Origin of the sequence: Octadecabacter dasysiphoniae (genome assembly GCF_021532615.1) — a bacterium.
GTDB lineage: Bacteria > Pseudomonadota > Alphaproteobacteria > Rhodobacterales > Rhodobacteraceae > Octadecabacter > Octadecabacter dasysiphoniae.
Window position 1 is genome coordinate 1 of record NZ_JAKGAQ010000015.1, and the last position, 1,645, is coordinate 1,645.

At 61.2% G+C, this 1,645-nt stretch carries 1 protein-coding gene; it reads right to left on the bottom strand.

The features are described from left to right. Positions 1 to 1,645: VCBS domain-containing protein (locus L0664_RS18435; protein ID WP_235227373.1), on the bottom strand; the 1,645-nt coding region annotated here is incomplete at both ends.

The following is a 1,645-nucleotide window of genomic DNA, read 5'->3' on the forward strand; positions in this document are numbered from 1 at the left end:
CATCGTCGCCCGTGGTGCCGATCTGCGTCGCGGCCCCGCTGAAATCGCCGCCGAAGATCACGAAGCTCGCGCCGGAGGCGTCGCCATTCGGATCGTCGAGGAGCGCCCCAACGATCAGATCGTCGAAGCCGTCGCCATTCACATCCCCTGCGCCGCTCACTGACCGGCCGGAGGCGTCAAGCTCCGCCACACCATTGATCACAAAGCCACCAATGCCACTCTCGATGTCGGACAGCGCTACCGCGGTCCCGTCACTTTTGCCAAAGACCACAAAGCTCGCGCCGGAATAGTCCCCATTCGGATCGTCACAGTAGGCCCCAACGATCAGATCATCGAGCCCGTCGCCATTCACATCCCCCGCCCCGCTCACCGACCAGCCAGACCTGTCACCCTCTGCCACACCATTGATCACAAAACCACCAATGCCACTCTCGATGCCGGAAAGTTCCACCGCGGTCCCATCACTCTTGCCAAAGACCACGAAGCTGGCACCGGAATAGTCCCCATTCGGATCATCTCCGAGTGCCCCGACGATCAGATCGTCCAAGCCGTCGCCATTCACATCCCCCGCCCCGCTTACCGAGACACCCGACTGGTCATAAGTCGCCACACCGTTGATCACAAAGCCGCCAAGGCCACTCTCGATGTCGGACAGCTCCACGACAGCCCCGTCACTTTTACCAAAGACCACAAAGCTGGCACCGGAGGCGTCCCCATTCGGATCGTCTCCACGAGCCCCCACGATCAAATCGTCCAACCCGTCCCCATTCACATCCCCCGCCCCGCTCACGGAAATGCCGGAGGAGTCATCCTCCGCGACGCCATTGATCACAAAGCCGCCGATGCCACTCTCGATGTCGGACAGCTCCACAGCGGTCCCATCGCTTTTACCAAAGACCACAAAGCTGGCACCGGAGGCGTCCCCATTCGGATCGTCTCCACGAGCCCCCACGATCAAATCGTCCAACCCGTCCCCATTCACATCCCCCGCCCCGCTCACCGACCAGCCAGACCCGTCACCCTCCGCCACACCGTTGATCACAAAACCGCCACTGCCGTTCTCAATGTCAGACAGCTCCACGGCTGTCCCGTCGCTCTTGCCAAAGACAACAAAGCTGGCGCCGGAGCCGCCGCCATTCGGATCGTCTCCGTATGCCCCCACGATCAGATCATCCAAGCCGTCGCCATTCACATCCCCCGCCCCGCTCACCAACCAGCCGGAGAAATCATCCTTAGCCACACCATTGATCACAAAGCCGCCAAGGCCGTTCTCAATGTCAGACAGATCCACGGCTGTCCCATCGCTTTTGCCGAAGACCACAAAGCTGGCGCCGGAGTCCTCGCCATTCGGATCGTCTCGTGTAGCCCCGACAATAACATCATCCAGGCCGTCGCCATTCACATCTCCTGCTCCACTTACTGAAAAACCGGAGACGTCATCCTCCGACACACCGTTGATCACAAAGCCGCTGGGATCCGCGCTGCTCTCCAGTGCAGCAAGCTCGATCGCACCCGACACGCCCGTGATCGTGACGGTGACGGTCTCCTCGGTGCCATCCGCACTGAGCACCGTGAAGCTGTCGGTCAAAGTTTCGCCTTCGCCCAACGCCTGGATCGCCGCCTGCGTGTTGTCCGCCGCGTAGAT